Here is a 22,259-nt window from a genome sequence, read left to right on the forward strand (position 1 = left end):
GCTAAGGCCAATGGTCAAGTCATTTACTTAGACAAAATTTAATTCAATTCGAATTTTGTCTTAAAAAGGTGTTGTCGTATTTTGCGTTCCTTGCCCTGGAGTGATAAACAATATGCGAGTGGGAGTAGATATCCGCGCCGTATGCCAATGATTTTTTGGAATCACGACATAGTCACCTTGTTGGCTCAAAACACGCTGTTGCTGTTTTTTATCAAAGCGGATGATTAATTCACATTGACCAGATAAAAGTATGACTATTTCATCCCCTGCTGGGTGCTTTTCCCAAGATTGCCAGTTTTCATTAAACTCATGAGCAGAGACTAATGAATGACCTTTAAAAGAGGAAAACTCATCGTCTAATTCTTGGTAAATTGAATCGCTAAGATTTTTTGTGGTGACGCTGAGATCTGGTTTTATAACAGCAAAGGTTTCAAATAGTGTTTTTGTTTGCACTTCAATTTCCCCTAGTGTCTTTATTTCTATTTACGTCTGGACTTACCCCAGGTTATGCCCATCAGCTCCACTAGAAATGCGGCGTTCAGTCCGAACACAAGAAGCCCATTTACGGCGCTGAGTGCGCCCATAATTCGCCATTGTTGGCTTAAAATCACATCTCCAAATCCTAGGGTTGTGAAGGACGCGATGGCAAAATAAAGGGATTCTTCCAATTCACTAAATTCGCCAACTAACAGAAATGCAAAAGCCCAAATCCACATGTCTATGGTCAGCCCCAGCACTATCCATAGGACCGACAGTATAATGATAATAGGGCTTTTAATATGTCTATAATCTTTGGAATCCATTTTACGTATTTGATCAAAACGAGATGATAAAATACCTAAAAAAATCACTTGAACGATAATCGTCAAAATGATGATGACAGAACCTATTACAATCTGGTTTAACATAATAATTTGACTTTGTGCATTTGTACTACATTATAAGTTTATAGACTAATTTAACTATATGCTCTGTGGAGATTGATGCAAGTTTTTGAATGTGTACTTTTTGATACTGAATTTACCGCTTGGGTTGGGTCGAAACAGCGCAACTGGTCAAAAAGCTGGGAGCAACGGGAGTTGATTCAGCTGGCCGCAGTAAAACTCTCTGTATCCGCATCTTCAGTTTCCATATTAGCTAGCTTCAATGAGTTGATAAAGCCAACTATCAATCCGCAACTCAGTGATTACATTACAGACCTAACTGGTATTGAACAGAACATGATTGACGAACTGGGCGTAGACTTCACATCTGCATTGACGCAGTTCCATCACTTTTGTGGGCAGGGGAAACTCCCAGTGTATTCTTGGGGCAATGATCTGTCTGTGTTGCAACAAAATTGCAAATTGTATGCTGTTGAGCTGCCAGAGTTTCAGCAAGGTTTTCATAATTTACAATTTATCGCGCGTAAATTAGGTTTGGCGGGTTTCGAGCAATCCAGCGGTGCGCTGGCTAATTTTCATGGATTATCATTACAGGGCCACATTCACAACGCACTCTATGACGTGCGAAGCGTAGCGGCGACCCTTAATATGTGGATTAATAAGCGGGCACTTACTATCGAAAATTTGTTATTTGCAGAAGGTCGATAAGTATAGCTCTTCGACTTTCTTACGAGCCCAAGGCGTTCTTCGTAAAAACTTCAAACTTGAGCTCATGCTCGGATTTTCAATAAAGCATTTCACTTTTATGCGCCAGCCTAAGCCTTCAAATCCATATTCTTTCTGCAGTTCTTCAAGCATTTTTTTCAGGGTGATGCCATGGAGAGGATCACCCTGTTTGCCTGGTTTGTTATCTTTAGTGTCCAATTTAACTTTGTTCTCTGGCAATGGCTCGGTAGGCAATATCATCACGATAAAACATACCGTCCCAGTTTATTTTATGGACTAAATTATAGGCATTCTTTTGCGCTTCCGTCACTGAATTTCCTAAGGCGGTGGCGCACAATACTCGTCCACCATTAGTGGTAACTTTACCATCTACTAGCTGAGTACCGGCATGAAACACTTTGCCTTCAGTTTGTGACGCTAGATCCAACCCCTGAATTTCATCACCTTTTGCGTAACTTCCAGGATACCCACCTGCAGCGAGTACCACGCCTACTGCAGCTCTATGATCAAAATCGATGCTTGCTTGATCAAGTTTGCCAGCTGTAGCCTGCAAACAAAGTGCAACTATGTCTGATTGCAAACGTAACATAATGGGCTGAGTTTCTGGGTCTCCAAAGCGGCAGTTGTATTCAATTACCTTAGGCGTACCGTCAGCCATAATCATCAGTCCGGCATATAAAAAACCTGAATAAGGATTTCCTTCACTTGCCATTCCATTGACCGTTGGATAGATAACTTCTTGCATAATTCTTTGGTGAATTTCAGGCGTGACTACTGGCGCTGGTGAGTAAGCACCCATGCCACCAGTGTTAGGACCTGTATCGCCGTTGCCAACTCGCTTGTGGTCTTGGCTGGTGGCGAATGATAGGACGTTTTTACCATCTACCATAACAATAAAGCTGGCTTCTTCTCCGTCTAGAAATTCTTCTATGACCACACGGCTACCGGCATCTCCAAAGGCATTTCCAGCTAACATGTCGCGAATCGCATCTTCAGCTTCTTGCTCGGTCATAGCAACGATAACGCCTTTACCAGCAGCCAAGCCGTCGGCTTTGATGACAATAGGTGCACCTTTTTGTTTCAAATATGCCAGTGCAGGTTCAATTTCAGTAAAATTTTGATAATCACCAGTAGGGATCTTGTGGCGTGCTAAAAAATCTTTCGTAAAGGCTTTAGAGCCTTCCAATTGTGCCGCAGCCTTCGATGGTCCAAATATGGTTAACCCTTTAGCTTGAAATGCATCCACTACGCCAAGAACTAGAGGTGCTTCAGGTCCTACTATGGTTAAATCGATGGCATTTTGCACGGCGAATTCGAGTAAACCGTTCACATCATCTGCTTGGATATCGATATTGACCAATTTGTCTTCTATAGCGGTACCAGCGTTACCTGGTGCCACATAAACAGTATCTACATAGTCATTTTGAGCTGATTTGAATGCTAAAGCGTGTTCGCGACCACCGCCGCCGATGATAAGTATTTTCATGAATAGATTATCTTATTAACTGATTGAGTAAGGAGTAGAGCTTAATATTGCGATGAATTGTACAGAATAAAAGCGTAAAAAGCGTGTCTAACTGCACGCTTTTTATCTTCAATTGGCTTCGAGGATACTAATTAGCACTTTTTAATTTGGAAAATTCTTGATTGAGTTGATATTTGTCATCGGTAACTATTGCTTCAAGGGTATTGAGGCGCTCTTTTACTGATTTAAGTTCAGCCTCTAAAGCGGCTAGGTTGCCAGAGCCTGACTCTAATTTCACTTTAGCGTCCATCATTTTTTGTCTATGCCCAAATATCATTCCTAAAATGACGATCGGTAAAACAAATACTAGTAAAATGTCCATATATATTCCTCTTTAAAACTGTTGTTGTGTGCTTTAATGTCTACAAAAGCAAATTGAATACCAATTAAAATTCATAATAAAAACAGTTGGTTAAATATTACCGATGTTAATTTATTGGTTTCTAGTACGATTTATTAGTCAAAAATACTACTTAGCTGTGTAATTTGCAAAATTCTTCATTTTGTTAGCCAACAGCAATGTTCCACGGACCAGAAGATTTCATTCTTGTCGCATGGCCTTCAGGCCATGGAAGGGAATACGAAATGTCGGTGTAAATCTGCGGCGCTAAAGCATCCGCCTACAGAGTGTTTCATTCTTGTAGCATGGCCTTCAGGCCATGGAAGGGAATACGACATGTCGGCGTAAATCTGCGGCGCTAAAGCATCCGCCTACAGACAAAAAAAATCCGGCTAATGCCGGATTTTTCGATTATTCGCGCTTAATGTCTAAAGTGACGCATACCGGTAAATACCATGGCAATATCGTGTTCATCTGCAGCAGCGATAACTTCATTATCACGCATAGAACCGCCAGGCTGAATGACAGCGACAATACCTGCTGCCGCAGCCGCATCGATACCGTCTCTGAATGGGAAGAATGCATCTGATGCCATTACTGAACCTTTTACTTCTAGGTTCTCATCAGCAGCTTTAATGCCGGCAATCTTAGCTGAATAGACACGACTCATCTGTCCTGCGCCCACGCCTATTGTCATGCTATCTTTGCAATAAACGATGGCATTTGATTTAACATACTTAGCCACTTTCCAAGTGAACATCAAATCTTTTAGCTGTTGTGCAGTTGGTTGGCGTTTACTGACAACGGTCAAATCCTGCTCTTCAACCATTCCAAAGTCGCGCTCTTGTACTAGCAAACCACCGTTTACACGTTTAAAGTCATAACCATCGGTTAACTGACCTAACCAATCACCACACTCTAATAAACGTACGTTTTTCTTCGTTGCGACAATCTCGATAGCTTCTTTACTCACCACTGGAGCTATAATCACCTCAACGAACTGGCGATCAACGATAGCTTGCGCGGTTTTAGCATCCAACTCACGGTTAAATGCAATAATACCGCCGAAGGCTGAAGTAGGGTCGGTTTTGTATGCTCTATCATAAGCCGTGTACAAATCATCACCTAGTGCAACGCCACAAGGATTCGCATGTTTGACAATGACACACGCGGGTTCTGAAAATTCTTTGACACATTCAAGGGCAGAATCAGTATCGGCAATGTTATTAAACGACAATTCTTTACCTTGAAGTTGTTTTGCTGTGGCAACGGATGCTTCTTGAATCTGATTTTCTACATAAAACGCCGCCGATTGATGGCTGTTCTCGCCATAACGAAGATCTTGTTTTTTGCTTAGTTGCATATTGAACGTACGAGGAAATTCACTGTGTTGATGTTCACAATCATCACCACATTCATTGGAATCGATACGCGCACCAAAATAGTTAGCAATCATGCCGTCGTATTCTGCAGTGTGCTCGAATGCTGCAATGGCTAAATCAAAACGTGTTTTGTAGGTCAGTGAACCTTCATTTTCAGCCATTTCAGATAACACACGCTGATAATCTTTAGCATTTACCACTATAGTAACGTCTTTGTGATTTTTTGCCGCTGCGCGAACCATTGTAGGGCCGCCGATATCGATGTTTTCGATGGCATCTTCTAAAGAGCATCCTTCATTGGCTACAGTTGCTGCAAAGGGATATAAATTGACGACAACTAAATCAATCGCTTGAATGTCATTTTCTTGCATAACCGCTTCATCAATACCACGACGGGCTAAAATGCCGCCATGTACTTTTGGATGTAGTGTTTTAACCCTGCCGGCCATAATTTCTGGATGACCTGTGTAATCAGATACTTCTGTTACGTTTAAACCTGCATCAGCAAGTAATTTGGCTGTACCACCAGTGGATAGTAGTTCAACTCCTTGTTCAACTAGAGAGGTGGCAAATTCAACTATGCCGGTTTTATCTGAAACACTTAATAGTGCGCGGCGGATGGGTTTAGCAGATGTCATTCTTTTACTCTTGATTGTGTGAAGATTAAATTGACCAAATAGTCAGGTATAGCGAAAACAAAAAGAGCACCCTGAGGTGCTCTTTAGATTAAATTGTTACTTGAAACATGATGTGGGTAAACCCAATCATTAGTTCATTCCGTATTGCTTTAACTTTTTACGAAGCGTACCACGGTTGATACCCATCATGATAGCTGCGCGAGTTTGGTTACCGCGAGTGAAAGTCATTATTTCTTCCAATAAAGGCGCTTCCACCTCAGCTAAAACTAATTCATAAACATTTTCGACGTCAGTGTTATCTAACTGTCTTAAATACTTATTAACAGCTTGTTTAACAGAATCTCTCAAAGGCTTTTGAGCTTGAGTTTGAGATGGAGTTGTCACTGTAGTAGTGAAAGGTGAAGTCACATTTTGATCGAACATAAACATCGTGCTCTTTAGTTGATAAAAAATTAAGCAGCAGGTGACATTGAATGACACTCTGCCAGTTTTTCAAAATACGTATTCAATTGGTCGAGTTGCTCTTGAGCATCTTCGATTACATTGAATTTAGCTCGAAATACGCGTTCCTTGTCGTGATCTGCTAAATACCACCCCACATGCTTGCGGGCTATTCTGGCTCCCATAAAATCACCATAAAACTGGTGAACATTACTGACGTGTTCAAGCATGACGCTACGAACCTCATCAATAGTTGGCGCGGGAAGCTCTGCGCCGGTGTTCAGATAATGTAATATTTCGCGAAATATCCAAGGGTTACCTTGGGCTCCACGACCTATCATCAATGCATCCGCATTGGTCATATCCAGTACTTCTTTTGCTTTCAAAGCACTGGTGATATCACCGTTTGCAACAACAGGTATTGAAACTGATTGTTTTATTTTAGCAATCGTTTCGAATTCCGCATTGCCTTTGTACATGCAGGCTTTAGTACGTCCATGCACTGCCAAAGATTGGATACCATTGTTTTCGGCAATCTTCGCGATTTCTACACCGTTCCGATTATCTTGGTTCCAACCCGTTCTAATTTTCAGCGTAACAGGCACATCGACAGCATTAACCACTGATTGAATAATTTCTTCAACCAATTTGGGGTATTGCAATAAAGCAGACCCAGCCATCTTTTTATTCACTTTTTTAGCAGGGCACCCCATATTGATATCAATAATCTGAGCGCCATTACTAACATTTAGTTGTGCCGCTTGAGCCATAAGCTGTGGATCTGCGCCGGCGATCTGTACAGAGCGAATGCCTGATTCACCCGTATGATCCATCCGTTGCTTTGATTTGTCTGTATTCCAAACCTTAGGATTGGATGACAGCATTTCTGACACCACAAGCCCAGCACCCAAATGTTTACACATTTGTCTGAAGGGTCTATCAGTAACACCTGCCATAGGTGCTAACATGAGATTATTGTCTAATACATATTGACCAATCTGCATGAGTTAATAGGCCCTTTTGTTGAACAATAAATGTTCGGCTAGTCAAAACGGGCGCTATGTTACGGTTTTTTGAACGTTTTGAAAAGGCTAAATTTTAAACAAAAGTATAATTTATTTGCGTTCAAGGCCTTGACAGACATAGCTTTCCATGGCCTGACCAGTCTTTGAGTTATTTTTTAAACTATTGATTTGGAGAAATATTATTTGTTAAACAAAACCTTATGTTATTTCATATCAATTTGTGAAGTTTTGTTACAAATCCTTCGGATGGACTAATCGGTCTGATTTTATTTTTAAAAAATTTTTGAAAAAGTCGTTTTTGAAACCCGAGGGGGGATTAAAAGGGATTGCTGAGGCTCAAATTTAGCTAAAAACCAACTTGAACCTCAATTGATCTAAATAAATTATTTTTTCTTACCTGATACTCTGGCCCAGTCACCTTCGATGGCGATAGGTTCCATATCAAAGTCTGCCGAATAAAGTTGGTCTATTTCTTCAGCTTGGTTGGCCAATATACCGGATAAAACTAACAGGCCACCTGATTTGCAATAGTTAGTAATCACTTCGCGCAATTCTCTCAACGGACCCGCTAAGATATTGGCAAGTACGATATCTGCCTGCAAATCTGGTTGATCCTTAGGTAAGAATACGCTTATTTTATCTGCCACATCATTGCGCCCAGCGTTATCTTTGCTGGCTAAAAGAGCTTGAGGGTCGATATCTATACCAACTACAGATTCTGCACCTAATTTCAATGCGGCAATACCCAGAATGCCCGAACCGCAGCCAAAATCGACCACGGTTTTACCTTCCAAAGTGAGGGCGTCTAACCATTGTAGACACAAAGAGGTAGTAGGGTGAGTACCGGTTCCAAACGCAAGTCCAGGGTCAAGCATCACGTTTACGGCTGTTGGGTCGGGGATGTCTCGCCAACTTGGGCATATCCAAAGCCGCTTGCCAAATTGGATTGGGTGGAAATTATCCATCCATTCCCGCTCCCAGTCTTTGTCTTCAAGTTGATCTAATTTGTGGGAAAATCCTTTTCCTAAAATCTTAGACTTCTCAAGTTGCGATACAACACGCTGCATATCGAACTCTGCGTCATATAAGCCTATCACTTGAGTGTCTGGCCATAACATGACCTCTCCAGGTTTAGGTTCGTACATTGGTGTATCTTTGGCGTCAGTAAAGGTTACAGCTTGCGCACCATTGGCCGATAACATGTCGCCAATCTGTTCCGCATTTTCAGCGTGGGTGTCTATTATTAGTTGAATCCAAGGCATCGGGGTTTCCTATAAAGTCATTTTACAATAGTATCAAGGTAGACAAAGATCGGCTTGTTAATTTTCAACTAAATCGGAATCTAATGCTTTTAATGGTTAACCATAGAATTTTTATAGCGCTGTTTTGTCTGACGAATTTAATAGTGTCGAACTTTGTCGCAGCCCAGCAAAACTTATTCGTAGCAGTAGGGTGGGATAAGCCTCCTTATGTGATGAATAATGCTAGAACTGGGTTTGAAATAGAGTTGATACGAGATGTTATTAAAAGCATAGGCTATGACGCTCAATTTATTCAAATTCCTTACGGTCGTTCATACGACACCCTTAATATGCCCAATATTGATGCCGTAGCAACTTTGAGTAGTAAACGTCAAGCCAAGCAAATGACACTTTCCAAAGCCTATATTCAATATCAGAACGTCGTTGTTACATTGGCCGCTTCCCAAATCGAATTAACTGATGTGCAAGACATGTCTAATTTATCAATCGTTGGATTTCAGTCGGCATTTAGGCTTTTAGGTAATGGCTTTTTGAAAATGGCCTCGGCTAATCCTAACTACAGAGAAGTACCGGATCAGGCGCGCCAACTGAAATTATTATTTAGCAAAAAAGCCCAAGCGATTGTACTGGATGTAAATATCTTCAATCATTTAAATAGGACATTATTAGGTAAAGTTGATGAACAACCTGTGGTCATTCATCAGCTTTTTTCACCTAGTCTCTATCGTGTTGGTTTTATCGAGCCAAAAATTCAAGAACAATTCGATAAAGCGTTGGTAGTGTATTTTTCTTCTGAAAGATATGCGCATCTAATTCAAAAATATCAATTCTACAACGCTGCCGTTTCAACTGGGTATCCGTCGATTGGTTCTTCTAAGGAAGAATAAAAGCTCGAATATCATTCACTAAGGTTTTCAGCGATGGTTCATGTATATACATCATGTGACCAGCCTCATAATATTTCATAGTGACACGGTTAAGATCTATTCCGTGATGGTTCATCGAGTGTTCAGTGGCAAAAAATGGTGTAGCCAAATCATAATAGCCATTGGCAACGAATACTCTAAAGTCCTTATTCTGACGCATACCTTTGGATATAAACGGCGTGACGTTAATAAATCCCTGACTGCGCGCTGAATTACCATATAGCCAATTCCAATTAACAAATACTTCGCCGCTCAATACGTGATAAGGCTCAGAACGCTTAACGTTAATATCGTTGGCAAAATAATGTTGTATCGCCGCTGTGTAGGCTCCATCAATGGCATAAGATGCTGGGTCAGCCTCAAACTGGTCGACGACAATGTTCGCGTCTTCGCCTAGATAACGGCTGTCCAATCGACCTACAACCTTACCTTCATCTCGCATCAATTCTTTCATAAACAAAAATTCATTAATGCGCAGTTTAGATTGTGTAATGTACTGCTTTTTGAGCCCCGTATAGGCATGCAGTTTGTTTACAACATTATCAATTTCTGCGGGTTTAGCCAGAGCACCTTTGAGTAACACTGTTGCGTATTCATTTAGCGCAAAATCTCGTGTCTCAGCAACGAATTCCTGCAAACTATTCCAGTTAGATTTATTCGGGACTTTATTGTGATACCAAGCCGTAGCAGCGTAGGTTGGTAAAAACGTGACGTAAGGTAGATCGTTGCCTTCGGTGAAGTCACCAGTTTGAAAATCGATTATCGAAGATATCAGTAAGATTCCGTTTAAATCAATCGACCCCCAACCTTCTTGGAGTTCCTTAACCATAGCCCCAGCACGAGTGGTACCGTAACTTTCCCCGGCCAAATATTTAGGTGAATTCCATCGATTGTTTTCAGTAATGTACACGCGCACAAACTCAGCGAGTATTTCAGCATCTTGTTTAACGCCCCAAAACGCTTTACCTTCATACTCACCAAGAGGCGTTGAGAATCCAGTGCCGACGGGATCGATAAATACCATGTCTGCAATATCTAACAGACTTAGAGGATTGTCTTTGAGATTAAATGGTGCAGCGCCTACTTGTTCTGCATCACTAGGTAATACCACACGTTTTGGGCCAAACAAGCCCATGTGCATCCATACAGATGACGAGCCTGGTCCACCATTGAATACAAATAATAGCGGTCTAGATTCGGAATTTTTCACGTCTGTGCGCGTGTAAGCGATATGAAAAATATTGGCTTTAGGTTTGCCCTTGGCATCTAAAAGATGACTATCACCAGCGCTAACCTTATATTTAATGCTGGTGCCATTAAATTTACCTTTATGCTCGGTTACGCTCATCTGTGCTTCAGGAATTTGCTTGATTTCTTTGTCGGATTCTTCTTTCGCATCCGCATTCAAGGTTAAAAACAACGTTGTGGTGAGGATCAGTATTATTTTTTTCATATCGTTCTACTTGCCATCTTTTTTTATTGAAAAATGTTATTTGATAAACATTTTACCCAACCAAATCAGATTTGGATATGGTTAATACTCGCTTACCTTAAGAATCGCTATGCTAATGGTAAATCGATGCCAATAACTCAAAATTAGCGATTTCAAATAGAACGTTAATTGTACGATTTCAGTGTGAAAATCGAATTCGAGAATGCTAATGATTCTGTACTAAAACTGTACAATAACAAATTAAATGCCAGATTTTATTGGATTAATTTACATATTTAATTTGACAGAATCTCAAAGTAGGGTATGCTTCGCCTAGCTAAGAAAACCTCGTTAAATATCTACATGTTCGTTGTTATATCGTTGTTCTTCGTCCTGTTGTTTTTAAGTTCGGTCTCTTTTTATGCTAAACCTGCCAATTTTGGCACCCAATTTAATTTTTACAGGAAGATATAATATGTCTGATAAAGTAGTAGGAACTGTTAAGTGGTTCAACGAAGATAAAGGTTTTGGTTTCATCGAGCAGCAAGGCGGCCCTGATGTTTTCGCTCATTTCCGTTCAATCGTTGGTGACGGCTTCAAGACTCTTAAAGAAGGTCAAAAAGTTGAATTCACTATCGGCCAAGGCCAAAAAGGTCCTCAAGCTGAGAACATTCAAGTTATCTAATTCAATTTATCGTTAGACTAGTCTAACGAATTGATAGAAAACTCAAAAAAGGCAATCACATGATTGCCTTTTTTATTGCCTTTTTATGCCATTCTTGACTGTTATTACGATTTAACTGGCACAAATGGACTAATCCGTTGCCAGACTTCTTCTGGTTCTAATCGAGATTTACTGCCAACTACACAGAAAAGCCCTGGGCAATCTGATGAAAAGCTTTTCGCCGTATCCCAATCTTCATATGGATGAGAATCATGGATTAGTAATAACTGTGGGTGGGTCTGACTTCCTGCGGTGATATGAAACTTATCTAGGTTTTTATTTTTCATCGAACACAGATAATACAGCGAATACTCTGTCCATTTCAGCATCAAAAATCGTGATATCCGCCAATTCCCAGGATGTTTAGGGTTGTGTAATGAACATAATGCCTTTACCCAATCTTTTTTCCAAAGTGTGGTTAATTCTTCGGTCAGTTGCTTGGCTAACTTAGTCGATAATATTGCCGGGGTTACGTGCATACCTTTTGAAGTATCACCTACCTCTGGAGACATTTTTAATAGGCGGGCAGACGACTTCCACCATTTAGGGTGAAAACTGCGGGGTTCGTATTGCAGTAGTGCTTTGCCTTGAACAATCAACTTTTCTATAGACAGGGGTTTCAAACAAATAACATCAGCGTCGAAGGTAATGTAAAATTCGTCAGTGAATTGTGTGTATGCAGCTATTTTGACAATTTGTTGTTTTCGCCAGCCGCGCATATGTTGATGTTTACCCAATTCTGGTACGAGATCCTCTTCAGACATCACCACGGGATTAAATTGTGCCCAGCGTCTTACTTTTTCAGTGACTATTTGTACTTCGTCTGGCGGGGTAACAATCAAAAACTTTGAGAATAAACCGGGTTCACAGAATGCGTCTAGAGTTTTGAAAAGGATTTCAGTTCTACCCAAGTCATCCACATCGTAACTTCCCCTAACACTCAATGGTAAAATTGCACCAATTGTCATTCTATTATCCTATTAAATTCTCTGATGTATTGATTAAACAACGACAAACATTGCTCAACAGTGGCAGTGACTATTCATCTACGCTACTTTACTTGAGTTTTGAATAAAAAGGCAATCCATTGAATTGCCTTAAATTTACCTTATAGCCTTTATGTGATTATCTAGTTTATAGCTCAACTTGTTTGGTTGATGCTTCTTTGTGCAAGTAGGCCATCGCCATTTGCTGAGCTGCTTCTTTTAATTCAAGTTGCTCGATGTGCACTTGCCTTAGCGAAACATAAATTTCGGCTAATCTTTCCAAGGCAATAAATAATGACTTTCTATCATTTTGTGCAACTGTTTTGACTAACTCCTGAGATAACTTTGGTAGTTTGAACTCAATTTTACGTAGACCATTGGGTTCAAATCCATGATTAAACATACCTAAAGGTCCAATCACGGTTTGTCGTATAAACGACACGAAGTCTAGGGCTTCGTATAGTTCGCCGCGAGCTACTTTTGTTACACCATAGTGCATCCAAATCCAAAACCGATCTTCGAACCATTGAGGCGGTTGGATGGGATAATGTCCTTCGCCGCCTTGATATATTTGGCTTAAACAATTATCTACCTCCCATAATACGACAGGCGTATCTACCCGCTGATGGGCGTCTTCTATAGACACAAACTTCAAATCAACATGCAATGGCTCTTCGCTATCGAACAGACAAATTAACAGTCTAGGTTCGCCTACATGCTCTCCCGTTGCACAAGCGACTAGCCTTCCCATGTTTGCAGCTATTGCCTGACGTTGCTGCATTACCTGCTCAAGGTGGGATGGCAAAACGGCAATGACTAAATCCAGATCACTGAATCTATCGACTTTATTTTCTGCAGCAGATCCCGATAGGGCGAGACCCACAAATCGTTCATCTTTCGATATTTGAGAGGTCAGTTTAGTTAAAAAACTTCGTTGGTGCTCAAGTAAAGTAGTTGGAATATTTGACATGAAACCATGCTCCTTTGCTGGCTTGAATTCACTGAATCCAAGCCTAATTTTACAATCCCTTCGGCTTCTCCTTTCTACTTCGCAAAGCAGCATTTCAGAATCGCATTAATTTTCAAAGGAGTAAATAGATTGAAGGATAAAAAGGGGGCTACCAAAAACACCAATGTTTGCAGTTTTGTTGCTGGAGAAAGGTTTCTGCGTTTTGGCCTTGCAAGAGTGCCAAAGTTGCTAGCAAACCACTTTGAATGCAATGTTGAGCAGCGACGGTTACAGAGCGCGGTGCTTGTTGGATCGGGTAACCGGTTTTCGGATTTAGAACGTGACTATATCGAACTCCATTTTTAAGCAGGTAGCGGTTTGCATCGCCACTTGTTGCCAGTCCACCACTGGCAATATTAACCATGGCAATGCCCCCAGAAGCATTACTTGGGTCTTCGATACCCACCTGCCAATATGGCTGTGATTTGCGCGCTTGGGTAACTTGTATATCACCGCCGAAGTTAACTAAAACAGATACATTTGGCGCTACTTGCTGGCATGCTTTAGCAACGCAATCAACCGCATATTCTTTTCCTATACCGCCAAAATCTAATTCAAAACCTACTGGTAAGGTGATTGAATCGGAGGTATAAGTAACATGTTGCCAACCTAAATAAGGTAACAATTCAGTTACTTGTGCATGCTCAGGGATTTTATCTGAACCATCAAATTGCCAGGCCTTTCTTAGCACTCCTGAAGTGATATCAAATAACCCCTCACTAATTTGGTAACAGGTATTGGCAAAGGCAAGCAGTTTGGCTGTTTCCGAATCAATTTTTACGGCCTGATTGTTACTCTGATTTAGCCTATGCATCACATTGTTATTTTGATAACGGCTATATTTATTTTCGATTCGTTTGCTTTCTGTGTAAGCAATTTTAGTGAGTGTTTTAGCGAGGTTTGTATCCTCACTGTCCAGCAATATCTCACAAGGACTGGCCATAGCAGAAAAGCGACCACAAATATGGTCGCCTCGTTGCTCTATAGTGAAAGGCATTTCAGTGTTTCGCATATCTTGTTCTCAAACAAGCCGCTAAAAACTGTAGCTTACCTGTGCTATCACTGCTTTTAAAGCGGGATACAGATCTTCATCGGCTAAAGAACCTGGTTGCTCAAATCCAGCATTTTCTGGGGTCTGTTGATAATACTCCAAACGAAACGCTAGTTCGTTACCATTTTCTAATTGCATACCGTACTTTAGTCCCAGCGTAATAGCTGTCATCTTACCTAAGCGATAATCTGCACTGGCATGCTCAGGAAGAGGCGTTGCTTGCGACAAAAATGGGTTGTAAAACTCCGCCTCATTTTGTTGATAATAACGAATATGCGGCTGGATATAGCTGGTTTCCGATAGGTTATATCGAAAACGAGTGTCAATCGTATGAGAGTCTATTTCCCAATCGTCAGTTGCGAAACGATAAGAAAAATCTAACACACCTTGATCAAGGGCATATTTGGTTTGCCAGTACACACTGTGCTTGGTTCGCTCTGTCGGACGAGACTCATGCACTATGTCTTGGGTTACTCCTTGCTGGTCAACTATGCTGAGCACTTTGTAGGGGTCATTGTGATAACCATCAGACATCGACAAGCTGTAGTTAAACTGCATCAACATACGGCGATTAATCACTTGAGTGACACCAAACAGCAAATCTATGGTGTCTTTTTCTTCACTACCTTGTATTCGAGTTGCATCAAATGCTTGTTGATAGGCTTCGGCGCTATCGAATTGTCCGTTATCTACGACCATGCTGGCAAAATCCACAGGACGGCCACCTACCGGATCTATGCTGTCAAAAGCATAGGACATTCCTGCTGACAGTGTCGTGTTTCTTTGATTTAGATCCATATCCAGCGAACCGTTTCCAACAATGGATAAATAATCATATTCTTTGGAAACTTGTAACCCGCCACTAACCCGATAGTTTTCACCTAAAGGTTGTGTCCATTGTCCACTTGCCTGTACCCGAGTATCTCTAAATGTATCATCTAGAGGTGTTTCACCCCCTTCTACAGTATAAGAATCGTTACCAGAAGGACGGGTAAATGTTTGTACGCCAGATTGCGCCACCGCGCCTGATGCCGAAGCTCCGGTTAGTGTATCGATTACCAACTTACCATTAAAATAGTGTTCATTGCCGAAGTCTTTATTGGCGTTGAATACACCTTCTACAAGTTGCACTCTGTCCGTTTCACCGTAGTACAAAATGGCAGTATCGAACTTCCATTCCTCGGCATTGTCTTCAGCTTGGACGCTTGTGCCTAATAAAGCGCAAGACGCCGCAGCAAGCAGGGCACTGACGTTTATGCTTTGTTTTAGTTGCATCCACAACCTCCGCCTGCAAATGAACGTCCACCACTGGTCGCTTCCTTACTAAAATAAATATGATCATCTAGACCAATATCTACACCTTCGGAATCCAGTGCCATTTCATCTTTAGCTAATAGATCGCGCTCCCAAGGTTGGACACCTAAATTTGCACAACCAGCTAGTTGCAACACTGCGATCACGGCAATAAAAATCGTATATTTTCGTTTCATTTTTTACGCTCTCCTATTGGTTAAGTAGCGTGACAATTTCTTGTTCATAAGATGCGGATTTATCTACATGAAATCCCTTGTGAGCGACCACAAGTTCACCTTGCCTGTTAATTAAGTAACTAGTTGGCATACCTGGAATTTGATATTGGCTGGCTAAACTGCCTTGGGGGTCGAAGGCAATTTTGAATTGAGCCGGATATTTAGTTAAGAATTTTTGCGCAAGTTTGCCGTCTTTATCTAAATTTACTGCTAACACGACCAAGCCTTCAGACTCGTATTTGCGGGTCATTTCATTCATCCAAGGAAAGGATTTTCGGCAAGGTTTGCACCATGATGCCCAGAAATCCAAATAGACTACTTTGCCCTTGTAGTCACTTAACTTGATATCTTGCAATTGAAAGTCGGGTGCCGGTAAAGCACTCGATTGGAAGTGTATTAATATAAACAGGGTTAACAGCAAAAGACGCATAAATTACTTAATCTAAACCACAATGGAGATAGAGTAAGTTATCAACCTTAAGCGAACCTTAAGCTTTGAGAATACAGATTAAGTTTTTGGATGGGGAATAGGGGTTTGCGTCCGAACTTTAAAATTCGTACTCGAGCACAAAGCGTAAAGTATGGTCTTTGCTATCGCCATTGAAACCGGAGATAAAACCTAATTCCCATTTTAATTGTTTTTGCCCTTGGTAGCGTTGGATACCCATAAATGCAGGGCCGATACCGACAAAGTTTTCTCCTGTATAGATTTCTACTGAGGGTTGAAGCCATGGGTGCCAACGATATCTGTATTTAAGCCTGAATTGGGGAATGACTTCGCTTTCGGTATCGATACCTCTATCGTTACCCCATACATAACTGAGTAAAAAGTTAGTGGTTAAACTAGTAGAACCAAATTCTTTTTCGATCAAAATACCAGACGTTGCTTCCCATAGGTCTCTGTCATGGGCTTTTTCAATTTCAAACAGCGCGCCCCAGTCAGCCCAATACTGTCCTTGTTCTGTCAGCATCCAGCGAGCTTCTACTTCATAAGATGCTAAGCCAAAGTCGTCGTTTTCGTCTCTGGCTGCGACTAAATAGAATTCTAGAGTCATGTATTCTGAAACTGCAGTTCCAAAGGCAAAACGTTGGGTTAGCAAGTTACCGTCATCATTCTGGCGCGAGGCAAATCGCCATTCTACTTCTCGCTCATTTGGTAGAACATAGGGGTGGTATACCTTGTCGACAGAGCCTTCATCGGCGAAGACCAGCGGGCAAAATATCAAGTTTATGAGTACACATAAAAAGCTGAAAAGCTTCATATTTTTTGCTCCATAAATACGCTTCTTGTTGTGTTCAGGAAACAGCCCATCAAAATCGGCACTATCAAAGCTGCTAAATAAATCAAAATATATAATCCTGTTGGCGATGACTCGTAACCTATCAATGTGGTAAGAAATTGGCCGATCTCATTTTCATCTGAAATGAATTGCTCAGTGCTCCAAATTTTTTGTGAGGTGACCAAGTCTGTCTGTTGCAATAAATTGGCGATGTGAGAGAACTGACCGACAGCAAATATTAAAAACAGATAGCGGGCCACTTTGACTTTTTGTAATGGTTTTAATAGCAGTACAAGTAACGTGGCAATGCTTGTACAGATTCCAATACCTAAAATTAACCCTAAAAATAACGAATTACTCTGTTCGTTGACTTGCCAGAAACTGACATAAAACAGCAATAGGTTGCTGGCATTTAGAATGATGATACAAGTAACAAAAGATGTGGCTAAAACACGGGCGGTCAAACTGAGTCTAAGGGGACGATTAACAAAAAAGCACAGCGCAAAGATGTAACACAGAATAAGCAAAATGATTTTTAAAAATTCAAATCCCAAGCCATCTGCTAATTCAGAGATGTAACCGATATTTTTGAATACGCTCAAGCAAACAATAATGCCGCAAGCAATACCAAGAGGTAGCCAGTGCCGCCAGTTCGGTATCAAGACGATTAAAATGGCTATCGCCCAAAAGATCGGTAACGCATCTTTTAAGAAAAGCACCACTGTATTACTTAACATCTTGATTCTCCTCAGTGGACACGACGTTAACAAAGCCAATTGCTGTATTGGGGTGATATTCTCCAAAGTAACGATACCTACCGGCATCTAAAGGACCGACGTAAATACTTGAGCGACTATTTGCAAACACTACTTTTTCTCTGTTGAGGTCGAAACTATCAATTTCTTCAGGAGTATCATCCTGATTGATAAAGGTGATTTTTACTTTTTTGTGCTGCGGAATATCAATTTCTGGCGGGTAAAATAGATGATTTCGAATCGTGATAGTAATTTCGTCGATGGCAAAGGCGTTAAATGATAGCGCAACAAACCCTATCATCAATTTCTGCAAGACGTTTTGAATCCTTCTGGTGAGCAAGTTTTTCATGCAGAATAAAGCTCAACAAGCACACTCAAACCACCTAAGTCGGATTTACCTAGTGTAAGCTTGCCATTGTGCATAGCGACTATTTGTTCGACTATGGATAAGCCTAATCCACTTCCTTCGATTTTACTTTTTTGATGATTCTGACCACGATAAAAACGTAAGGTAGATTTAGCTTGCTCATGTTCGGGAATACCGGCCCCTGAATCGTCAACGTTAATGTGTAAACATTTATCATCCAGACTTAAGTTTATCCGTATATCACTATTCTCTGGTGTGTATTTATTGGCATTACTAATCAGGTTTTGCAGCAAGGTGTAAAGCGCAAATTCATTTCCCCGAAATTCACAAGACTCACCATTGAGTTCAATATTTTGGTTTTTTTTATCGATATTTACATAAATATCGGAAATGACTTTCTGCGCTATTTTATAAGGATCAAAAGTGTCAAAGTTGGCTGAAATTATTTCAGGGTTGGTACGACTTAATAGCAAAATTTGATTTACAACATGAATCATTCGATCAGTATCTTGTTGTAAATGTTTAATATCTTCGTAGTCTGAGCATTGACTCTGCTGTAAATTGTGCAAATTTATTTTCAGTACGCTCAGTGGCGTTCTTAACTCGTGTGCGGCATGACTGGCAAATTGCTTTTCCCGCTCAAATGCGGAATTCAACCTGGTTAACAAACTATTAAGAGTGTTCACCGTTGGCAATAACTCTTCTGGCGTTCGAGACAGCTCAATAGCCGAAAAGTCGTTTTCTCGTCGAGTAGACAACTGACTGGTTAGTTCCCGCAGCGGTGCTAAACCATAGGTAACGAGCAAGAAAATCGCTAACGCTAAAACTGGGATAGCAACAAAAAATGGTGTCATCGCTGAAATCATCATTTCTTCGGTAAGCTCAAACCGAGTTTTTAAAGGCTGAGCAACAAAAACCCAAGTAAAGGTTTGTTGATTGAAGCTAGCGTAAACCCGCCATCGTTGGGCATTGAAGTTCTGGTCGGAATAACCGATTTCAAACGGCGCTATTGGGGTTAATGGCACATTACTTGTGCGCAAAACTAAGTTGTTAGCTGACCAACTTTGAATCGCTAGATCTTCATTTGACGCGGGAATCGTATCGTTAATTTGATTAGGTAGGTTAGTAATACTCTGAGCGAGTGTTTTCAATTCAGCGTCGAATAAAACCGACGACATTTGCATTCCTGAACGATACCCTTGCAGTGCGGCAATGAAACTAATCAGCGCGATGGCACTGATAAGAAGTAAAGTCAGATATTTACGAATTGAATCCATTTAAGCAGGGTAGGCTCGCTGATTTATACTGTAGCCTACACCACGAACGGTCTTAATAAAATCTTCAGGTAATTTTTTGCGCAGATTGTGAATGTGAACTTCGATTGTATTACTTGCCACTTCATCGCCCCATTCATATAGCTTAGATTCCAGTTGTTGTTTGGATTGAATACGCCCAAGATTTTCCATTAAGGATTTCAGCAGGGTAAATTCACGACGGGAGGTTTCTATTGGTTGATTATCAATTATCAATAAGTGATGAGTAATATCTAGGCTGACTGGTCCGCAGGTTACTAAGGACTGTTGAGAGGTGCCTAACCGCCTTTCCATCACACGTAAACGGGCCAATAATTCTGACATTTCAAAAGGTTTTGGCAGATAGTCATCTGCGCCCTTATCTAAGCCTTGGATTTTATCCGAGGTAGAGTCACGGGCGGTTAATATCAGTGTTGGAATCGGGTTTTTTTGTTTGCGGATTTTATCAAGTAAGGTTAACCCATCCATATCCGGCAATCCAAGGTCAAGAATCATTAAATTGCAATCGTCTGAGTTTAGCGCGGCTATCGCGTCTTTGCCGTTGAACACACAATTAACGGCATAGCCTTGGGTTCGCAATGATTTGCTTAAGGCTTCCGATAACGCGTGGTCGTCTTCTACTAATAAAATACGCATAATAATTGATTCTTTTTCATTTACAGCAATCGGTTGGGAAATTGACAATAGGTTAAGTCAGTTACAAATTGCATATTGATCTTCCCTATCATTATAGAAAGTTTACCTTAAAATAGTATTAACGCAGATAAATAGACGACAGAATTTTTAGCCAAAAAAAAACGGGCACTTCAGTGCCCGTTTTGATCGTCGTTTGGGGTTGGTTTAAAATTTATAACCAACAGTCAGTGAATAAACAAATGGGTCAATATCCACATCCACTGTTCCAGCAGTCCCATTATTAGTAAATGTTGCTTCAGTGCTGATATCTATATAGCGCGCTGAAGCGTTAACAAACCAATTGTCGTCCAACATGTAATCAAAGCCGATTTGTGCAGACAAACCAACAGAGTCATCTAACTCTAAGTCACTAAAGCCCGCTTCTTGATTGGCTGCGGTGAAATCTTCACTGAAGAAAATAGTGTAGTTAACACCTAAACCAACATAAGGCTGAAATGCACTATCGGCATCTAAGAAGTGGTAATTAGCTGAGATAGTTGGCGGTAAGTGTTTTGTTGAGCCTAATGCGCCCACTGTGTCTAAACCAATATCATGTTCAAAAGGCGTTGCTGCTAGTACTTCAATCGCCCAATTGGGTGACAAGAAATACGCAAAATTTAATCCTAACTGAGTGTTGTTATCTACATTCACGCCAACACCAACATCCGTGCTACCGATAAAAACATTACTGCTTGATTCATCTGGTGCAACAGTGGTTACACCGGCACGTAAAATCATATCACCGGTTGTGTAGGCTTGTGCATTAGTAGCGCCAAGAGCGATAGCTACAGCAAGATAGACTGCTAGTTTTTTCATGTGTTTCTCCATCGAAATATGTGTTTAAGTTTGATGGGGAAAGCTTACGGCATTGAATTTTTCTGATATTGATCTGGCTCAACCAAAAACGCTCGAAACATTGATGTAAATCAAAGTTTTATAATACATGACTCAAGAATAGCTGAATTGCACAATGGGAATGTATTTTGCGCCTTTTAGTTTTGATATTCGCTGCTTTTTTTAATCTGCCAAATTACACCTGCTCCAAAAGCATAATTATTTTTATCCACTAATAAGGGGCTGTCGAGGTTGGCGGCTGCATTATGGAAATGATAGGTCGTACTCATAAACATGCGAACAGTAGGGGTCACATTGAACATGTAGCCGGTAGAGAGTTCCAGACCCAAATAGCCTTGTTTTGCATCGTATGCAGGCCGCTGTTGGGTGGCGAATTGGCTATCAACTTGGTAAAAATAGTCGTGCAGTTTTTCTGTGCCCCAACTAGGCGATACACTAATTCTAAAGCGATCTTCGGATTGCAATGTGCCAATGTATTGGTAGGTCAATTCTGGGTTCAACACATATCCTCGGTGGGATAATGATGAAAAATCAGTTGAGAATACCGCGCGACTTTGTACTTTTAATTGGATTTGCTGAAGACCAGTGGCTTTTTTACCGCTTTCGAAAAGCTTAAGACGAATTTGTGGGCCTACCTCGAAGACAAAATCCAGATCGGGCATACCGGCGCGCACTGAGTCGTCACTGGAGTCTGCGCTAAAAGCAGCATCAATAGACAAATCTATTTCTATCCAATCCTTTTCCACCGCAACCGCACGTATAACGCTATTTTCGCCTATTCTGAAAATATCGCCGCGATAAATAAAAAAAGGGACTACAAACCCATTGTTGTGATTCTTAGCTGCGCCTGGATATTCTGGGGTGCTAAATCCAGCACCGACGATACCTGCCTCCCAAAGTGGTTTTTTGGTGTGTTCATCGTCCATAGTGGTATCGATTTGAGCTAGGCAAGGAAGGCAAATAAGCGCCAGAAAAGGCAATAAGAGGCTTGGTGTTAGATTCACAAAAATACCGTTCGAATACATATAGTATCGAAAACTTACTACAGTAAATGGAATGAGCTCAAGTTTAATATTTTAAAAGTCGTTGAAGCAGTACAGAGATAGCAATACGGACACGAAAAATTATTGAATA

The 22,259-nt window shown here is 40.9% G+C and carries 26 protein-coding genes; 3 read left to right on the plus strand and 23 right to left on the minus strand.

Going from position 1 to position 22,259, the window contains the following annotated elements; translation table 11 throughout:
• Positions 1-60 precede the first annotated feature (60 nt).
• Together KO530_RS22220 and KO530_RS07710 are read right to left on the minus strand one after the other, a co-directional pair.
• Positions 61-453, minus strand: coding sequence for a cupin domain-containing protein (locus KO530_RS22220; RefSeq protein ID WP_216047834.1), 393 nt, complete (start codon positions 451-453; stop codon positions 61-63).
• 26 nt (positions 454-479) lie between these two features.
• Complete coding sequence (locus KO530_RS07710) at positions 480-908, minus strand: ion channel (RefSeq protein WP_216047835.1); 429 nt, start codon at positions 906-908, stop codon at positions 480-482.
• A 75-nt stretch (positions 909-983) separates the two neighbouring features.
• Here KO530_RS07710 and KO530_RS07715 point away from each other — a divergent pair, with 75 nt between their 5' ends.
• A complete protein-coding gene (locus KO530_RS07715) occupies positions 984-1,592 on the plus strand; it encodes a 3'-5' exonuclease (protein WP_216047836.1) in 609 nt (202 codons plus the stop codon).
• On the opposite strand, the gene KO530_RS07720 is transcribed toward KO530_RS07715, so the two are convergent.
• The 7 genes from KO530_RS07720 to prmA form a co-directional block, all read right to left on the minus strand.
• Positions 1,572-1,850: a VF530 family DNA-binding protein gene (locus tag KO530_RS07720; protein ID WP_436792296.1), complete on the minus strand. Its 279-nt coding sequence runs from the start codon at positions 1,848-1,850 to the stop codon at positions 1,572-1,574. The genes KO530_RS07715 and KO530_RS07720 overlap by 21 nt on opposite strands.
• Entirely contained in the window at positions 1,810-3,096 is a 1,287-nt protein-coding gene (gene purD / locus KO530_RS07725) for a phosphoribosylamine--glycine ligase (protein WP_216047838.1), read from the minus strand. Before purD ends, KO530_RS07720 begins: the two co-directional genes overlap by 41 nt.
• 127 nt (positions 3,097-3,223) lie before the next feature.
• The gene (locus KO530_RS07730; RefSeq protein WP_216047923.1) at positions 3,224-3,457 is read right to left on the minus strand and encodes a hypothetical protein; all 234 of its coding nucleotides are present in this window, start codon (positions 3,455-3,457) and stop codon (positions 3,224-3,226) included.
• 439 nt (positions 3,458-3,896) lie between these two features.
• Entirely contained in the window at positions 3,897-5,495 is a 1,599-nt protein-coding gene (gene purH / locus KO530_RS07735) for a bifunctional phosphoribosylaminoimidazolecarboxamide formyltransferase/IMP cyclohydrolase (RefSeq protein ID WP_216047839.1), read from the minus strand.
• A 129-nt stretch (positions 5,496-5,624) separates the two neighbouring features.
• Positions 5,625-5,918, minus strand: a complete 294-nt coding sequence (gene fis / locus KO530_RS07740; protein ID WP_040523552.1) for a DNA-binding transcriptional regulator Fis — start codon at positions 5,916-5,918, stop codon at positions 5,625-5,627.
• Between the two features lie 29 nt (positions 5,919-5,947).
• Positions 5,948-6,940, minus strand: a complete 993-nt coding sequence (gene dusB / locus KO530_RS07745) for a tRNA dihydrouridine synthase DusB (protein WP_216047840.1) — start codon at positions 6,938-6,940, stop codon at positions 5,948-5,950.
• A gap of 404 nt (positions 6,941-7,344) precedes the next feature.
• Complete coding sequence (gene prmA / locus KO530_RS07750; protein WP_216047841.1) at positions 7,345-8,223, minus strand: 50S ribosomal protein L11 methyltransferase; 879 nt, start codon at positions 8,221-8,223, stop codon at positions 7,345-7,347.
• Between the two features lie 143 nt (positions 8,224-8,366).
• Here prmA and KO530_RS07755 point away from each other — a divergent pair, with 143 nt between their 5' ends.
• Complete coding sequence (locus KO530_RS07755; protein ID WP_216047842.1) at positions 8,367-9,110, plus strand: substrate-binding periplasmic protein; 744 nt, start codon at positions 8,367-8,369, stop codon at positions 9,108-9,110.
• Here KO530_RS07755 and KO530_RS07760 read toward each other — a convergent pair.
• The gene (locus tag KO530_RS07760; RefSeq protein ID WP_216047843.1) at positions 9,097-10,602 is read right to left on the minus strand and encodes a S10 family peptidase; all 1,506 of its coding nucleotides are present in this window, start codon (positions 10,600-10,602) and stop codon (positions 9,097-9,099) included. The two genes, KO530_RS07755 and KO530_RS07760, sit on opposite strands and share 14 nt — an antisense overlap.
• A gap of 454 nt (positions 10,603-11,056) precedes the next feature.
• On the opposite strand from KO530_RS07760, the gene KO530_RS07765 reads away from it, so the two are divergent.
• On the plus strand, positions 11,057-11,266 hold the full coding sequence (locus tag KO530_RS07765) for a cold-shock protein (RefSeq protein ID WP_008846166.1): 210 nt from the start codon (positions 11,057-11,059) through the stop codon (positions 11,264-11,266).
• Positions 11,267-11,370: 104 nt separating this feature from the next.
• Here the strand turns inward: KO530_RS07765 and KO530_RS07770 are convergent, their stop codons facing one another.
• The 13 genes from KO530_RS07770 to KO530_RS07830 form a co-directional block, all read right to left on the minus strand.
• A complete protein-coding gene (locus KO530_RS07770; protein ID WP_216047844.1) occupies positions 11,371-12,273 on the minus strand; it encodes a DUF6492 family protein in 903 nt (300 codons plus the stop codon).
• Between the two features lie 166 nt (positions 12,274-12,439).
• Positions 12,440-13,261, minus strand: a complete 822-nt coding sequence (locus KO530_RS07775; RefSeq protein WP_216047845.1) for an aminoglycoside 6-adenylyltransferase — start codon at positions 13,259-13,261, stop codon at positions 12,440-12,442.
• 148 nt (positions 13,262-13,409) lie between these two features.
• The gene (locus KO530_RS07780; RefSeq protein WP_216047916.1) at positions 13,410-14,243 is read right to left on the minus strand and encodes an FAD:protein FMN transferase; all 834 of its coding nucleotides are present in this window, start codon (positions 14,241-14,243) and stop codon (positions 13,410-13,412) included.
• Between the two features lie 90 nt (positions 14,244-14,333).
• Positions 14,334-15,626 carry a DUF3570 domain-containing protein gene (locus KO530_RS07785; protein WP_216047846.1) on the minus strand — a complete coding sequence of 431 codons (1,293 nt, stop codon included), beginning with the start codon at positions 15,624-15,626 and terminating at the stop codon, positions 14,334-14,336.
• Positions 15,617-15,841, minus strand: a complete 225-nt coding sequence (locus tag KO530_RS07790) for a DUF4266 domain-containing protein (RefSeq protein WP_216047847.1) — start codon at positions 15,839-15,841, stop codon at positions 15,617-15,619. The genes KO530_RS07785 and KO530_RS07790 overlap by 10 nt, the downstream gene beginning before the upstream one ends.
• Positions 15,842-15,854: 13 nt before the next feature.
• Entirely contained in the window at positions 15,855-16,310 is a 456-nt protein-coding gene (locus KO530_RS07795) for a TlpA disulfide reductase family protein (protein WP_216047848.1), read from the minus strand.
• Positions 16,311-16,428: 118 nt separating this feature from the next.
• Positions 16,429-17,142, minus strand: coding sequence for a hypothetical protein (locus KO530_RS07800; RefSeq protein ID WP_216047849.1), 714 nt, complete (start codon positions 17,140-17,142; stop codon positions 16,429-16,431).
• Positions 17,139-17,897, minus strand: coding sequence for a hypothetical protein (locus tag KO530_RS07805; RefSeq protein ID WP_216047850.1), 759 nt, complete (start codon positions 17,895-17,897; stop codon positions 17,139-17,141). The genes KO530_RS07800 and KO530_RS07805 overlap by 4 nt, the downstream gene beginning before the upstream one ends.
• On the minus strand, positions 17,887-18,216 hold the full coding sequence (locus KO530_RS07810) for a cupredoxin domain-containing protein (protein WP_252729018.1): 330 nt from the start codon (positions 18,214-18,216) through the stop codon (positions 17,887-17,889). The genes KO530_RS07805 and KO530_RS07810 overlap by 11 nt, the downstream gene beginning before the upstream one ends.
• Positions 18,217-18,260: 44 nt before the next feature.
• Positions 18,261-19,559: a sensor histidine kinase gene (locus KO530_RS07815; RefSeq protein WP_216047852.1), complete on the minus strand. Its 1,299-nt coding sequence runs from the start codon at positions 19,557-19,559 to the stop codon at positions 18,261-18,263.
• Positions 19,560-20,231: a response regulator gene (locus tag KO530_RS07820; RefSeq protein WP_216047853.1), complete on the minus strand. Its 672-nt coding sequence runs from the start codon at positions 20,229-20,231 to the stop codon at positions 19,560-19,562.
• A gap of 204 nt (positions 20,232-20,435) precedes the next feature.
• Entirely contained in the window at positions 20,436-21,086 is a 651-nt protein-coding gene (locus KO530_RS07825) for an OmpW/AlkL family protein (protein WP_216047854.1), read from the minus strand.
• 176 nt (positions 21,087-21,262) lie between these two features.
• A complete protein-coding gene (locus tag KO530_RS07830) occupies positions 21,263-22,129 on the minus strand; it encodes a MipA/OmpV family protein (protein WP_354667868.1) in 867 nt (288 codons plus the stop codon).
• Positions 22,130-22,259: the final 130 nt, after the last annotated feature.

Source organism: Aliiglaciecola lipolytica (assembly GCF_018860635.1).
GTDB classification, from domain to species: Bacteria; Pseudomonadota; Gammaproteobacteria; order Enterobacterales; family Alteromonadaceae; genus Aliiglaciecola; species Aliiglaciecola lipolytica_A.

Excerpts from the sequence above, each read along its gene's own strand:
- KO530_RS07710 (WP_216047835.1), bottom strand. The coding sequence starts at position 908 with ATGTTAAACCAGATTGTAATAGGTTCTGTCATCATCATTTTGACGATT.
- KO530_RS07715 (WP_216047836.1), top strand. The coding sequence starts at position 984 with ATGCAAGTTTTTGAATGTGTACTTTTTGATACTGAATTTACCGCTTGG.
- KO530_RS07720 (WP_436792296.1), bottom strand. The coding sequence starts at position 1,850 with ATGATATTGCCTACCGAGCCATTGCCAGAGAACAAAGTTAAATTGGAC.
- purD (WP_216047838.1), bottom strand. The coding sequence starts at position 3,096 with ATGAAAATACTTATCATCGGCGGCGGTGGTCGCGAACACGCTTTAGCA.
- KO530_RS07730 (WP_216047923.1), bottom strand. The coding sequence starts at position 3,457 with ATGGACATTTTACTAGTATTTGTTTTACCGATCGTCATTTTAGGAATG.
- purH (WP_216047839.1), bottom strand. The coding sequence starts at position 5,495 with ATGACATCTGCTAAACCCATCCGCCGCGCACTATTAAGTGTTTCAGAT.
- fis (WP_040523552.1), bottom strand. The coding sequence starts at position 5,918 with ATGTTCGATCAAAATGTGACTTCACCTTTCACTACTACAGTGACAACT.
- dusB (WP_216047840.1), bottom strand. The coding sequence starts at position 6,940 with ATGCAGATTGGTCAATATGTATTAGACAATAATCTCATGTTAGCACCT.
- prmA (WP_216047841.1), bottom strand. The coding sequence starts at position 8,223 with ATGCCTTGGATTCAACTAATAATAGACACCCACGCTGAAAATGCGGAA.
- KO530_RS07760 (WP_216047843.1), bottom strand. The coding sequence starts at position 10,602 with ATGAAAAAAATAATACTGATCCTCACCACAACGTTGTTTTTAACCTTG.
- KO530_RS07765 (WP_008846166.1), top strand. The coding sequence starts at position 11,057 with ATGTCTGATAAAGTAGTAGGAACTGTTAAGTGGTTCAACGAAGATAAA.
- KO530_RS07770 (WP_216047844.1), bottom strand. The coding sequence starts at position 12,273 with ATGACAATTGGTGCAATTTTACCATTGAGTGTTAGGGGAAGTTACGAT.
- KO530_RS07775 (WP_216047845.1), bottom strand. The coding sequence starts at position 13,261 with ATGTCAAATATTCCAACTACTTTACTTGAGCACCAACGAAGTTTTTTA.
- KO530_RS07780 (WP_216047916.1), bottom strand. The coding sequence starts at position 14,243 with ATGGCCAGTCCTTGTGAGATATTGCTGGACAGTGAGGATACAAACCTC.
- KO530_RS07785 (WP_216047846.1), bottom strand. The coding sequence starts at position 15,626 with ATGCAACTAAAACAAAGCATAAACGTCAGTGCCCTGCTTGCTGCGGCG.
- KO530_RS07790 (WP_216047847.1), bottom strand. The coding sequence starts at position 15,841 with ATGAAACGAAAATATACGATTTTTATTGCCGTGATCGCAGTGTTGCAA.
- KO530_RS07795 (WP_216047848.1), bottom strand. The coding sequence starts at position 16,310 with ATGCGTCTTTTGCTGTTAACCCTGTTTATATTAATACACTTCCAATCG.
- KO530_RS07800 (WP_216047849.1), bottom strand. The coding sequence starts at position 17,142 with ATGAAGCTTTTCAGCTTTTTATGTGTACTCATAAACTTGATATTTTGC.
- KO530_RS07805 (WP_216047850.1), bottom strand. The coding sequence starts at position 17,897 with ATGTTAAGTAATACAGTGGTGCTTTTCTTAAAAGATGCGTTACCGATC.
- KO530_RS07810 (WP_252729018.1), bottom strand. The coding sequence starts at position 18,216 with ATGATAGGGTTTGTTGCGCTATCATTTAACGCCTTTGCCATCGACGAA.
- KO530_RS07815 (WP_216047852.1), bottom strand. The coding sequence starts at position 19,559 with ATGGATTCAATTCGTAAATATCTGACTTTACTTCTTATCAGTGCCATC.
- KO530_RS07820 (WP_216047853.1), bottom strand. The coding sequence starts at position 20,231 with ATGCGTATTTTATTAGTAGAAGACGACCACGCGTTATCGGAAGCCTTA.
- KO530_RS07825 (WP_216047854.1), bottom strand. The coding sequence starts at position 21,086 with ATGAAAAAACTAGCAGTCTATCTTGCTGTAGCTATCGCTCTTGGCGCT.